Source organism: Thermogutta sp., from assembly GCF_014359955.1.
In the GTDB taxonomy this organism is placed as follows: Bacteria; Planctomycetota; Planctomycetia; order Pirellulales; family Thermoguttaceae; genus Thermogutta.
In genome coordinates this window covers 1-1,954 of sequence record NZ_JACIYL010000802.1, presented here as the reverse complement: position 1 = coordinate 1,954, position 1,954 = coordinate 1, and the positions used below count along the sequence as shown (strand labels likewise).

General features: G+C 59.1%; 1 protein-coding gene. It reads right to left on the bottom strand.

The features are described 5' to 3' along the window. Positions 1-1,809: hypothetical protein (locus H5U08_RS17105; protein WP_297035856.1), on the bottom strand; the 1,809-nt coding region annotated here is incomplete at its 3' end. Between the last annotated feature and the right edge of the window lie 145 nt (positions 1,810-1,954).

Sequence of the window (1,954 nt, the reverse complement as noted above, 5' to 3'; positions counted from 1 at the left end):
CGACCCTGCATCGACCGTAAAATCGCTTTTCAAGCCGGCGATTTGCTTCATTTCCTGTGTGCGATCGTCCACCGGTTTTTGTACGACCGGGCGGCCTTGGGGAGTGATATCGACCTCGAAATATCCCTCTTCCGTCCGCTTGCCATCTGGCGTGACACGCTCGGCGAGGAATTGCAGCGATCGATTGTGCGCTGCCGGACGGATCAGCCCACCCCAGGAATCGGCTTGCTCGTCCACATCCGCCAGGGCTTGAAAGATTGCCTGTTCACTTTCCTTTTCGATCCGCGGAGTGAAATAGTGGAAATACACGGTGGCGTGGCAGTCGACCGAGCTTTTAACACGGATCCATTCGGCTTTCTCATCGGGATCAAAGACAAACCAGCCATAGCTGCGCGGAGGGATGGTGACCGATGGCCCGGGTGTCCAGGTGCCGTTGCCCTGGCGATCAAACTCAAATGTGAACGTCACGATTTGATCAGCATCATGCGCAAGATGGGCAACGCGCTGACTGTATCCGGCAAAGAGGTAAGGCTCCGAGGGCGTGTCGGCCGCGACCGCGTCGTTGACCCACGGCCCACCCCAACCGGTCGCCGGTCCAAAGCGATAAAGCTCTTCCACGGATCCGAACCAGAGATTGGATTGGGCCTGGCCGCACAGGGGATTATTCATCATCGAGGCGTCGTCCGCACCAAGGACCACCCGACCCTGCCAGTGGCAGAAATCGGGAATGATCCGCAGATGGGTACACATCGGCCGAATGCCTTGCCGATTGGCGGCCGAGAAATGCGGGGGAAAGTCAAACATCTGTCCGTGCATGCACAGCATCCATCGTCCCGGTGCAATTTCCCGGATCCGCGGCCACTCCGTGAACCAGCCGTGAGTTGGATCGAATGTATGGCTTCCCTTGGGCAGTCGGAATGTGAACCACGTGCCGTGGTCAAGCAATTTGAGGATCACGGATCGCTTGTCCCAGCCGATGGCCCAAAGTGGACTGGTGTCATCCGGACTGCCTTCGATTCCTCCCGGCCCGGTCACATCGCAGAATTGCTTCCGTTCGATGATCCGCCAGGTCTTGCCGTTCCACTCCGCCAGGACGCCTGCTTCGTCACCTTTGGCCGGTCCTCCCACGAGAAGATCCTTGTAGCCGCTGGCCGGTCCTGCTTCGCCATTGTTGGCAATGACGACGCGGCCCTGGGCCGTGTAACCGCCTTTCCCGTGCCAGCCGGGAACCGGCTTGACGAACAATCGCCGGACATCGAGGGAGTTCACGTCCACCTCGTACAGGGCACCTTCCATGTCATAGAAATAGACTTTTTGGGCAGGATCCTCGAGATGCCGCATGATGGCGGTCATGCGACCCCGTAACTGTCGCAGATCGGCGGCGCGAACATTCCGATCCCGGTCTATGAAGTACGGCCCGAGAATGAGTTGCTGAGACTCTCGATGAATCAATCGGGCGGCATGCGTTCCGCCCACGCTTTCCGGCCGGATGCGGACGTTCATCGCAGCATCCAGCTCGTAGAGCTTGTCGTTGCTTCCCTGGGTTTTGTGCTGGGGATAGGTGAGATACCAGAGCCGGTCGGCCCACACGGCGATCGCGCCAATTCCGCATTCCCCGTGGTTCGGGCGATCGGCCGGGTCGGCAGGTTGGTTGAAGACCGCCAGGTGAGGATAAATCCCGCTGATCTGCACGTACCGTGATTGGGGCGGAACGTCGCTGAGCGATTCCGCGCCGACCGGTGCGGTCACGCTTCCAACAGCGACAACGATGAGCATCCATGCCGCGTGGCCACGTCGAAAACACCTCATGGTGAGAACCCTCCGGAGGACCTTCCCAAGTTTGCATCTGTTTGTGCCACGGGAGATGTGGCAGTACGGATTTCACAGTATGGACCAATCACGTGGATAAGACAACATGCCTTCCGCAAACCGGGAAGTTGTGATGTTGCGGGGC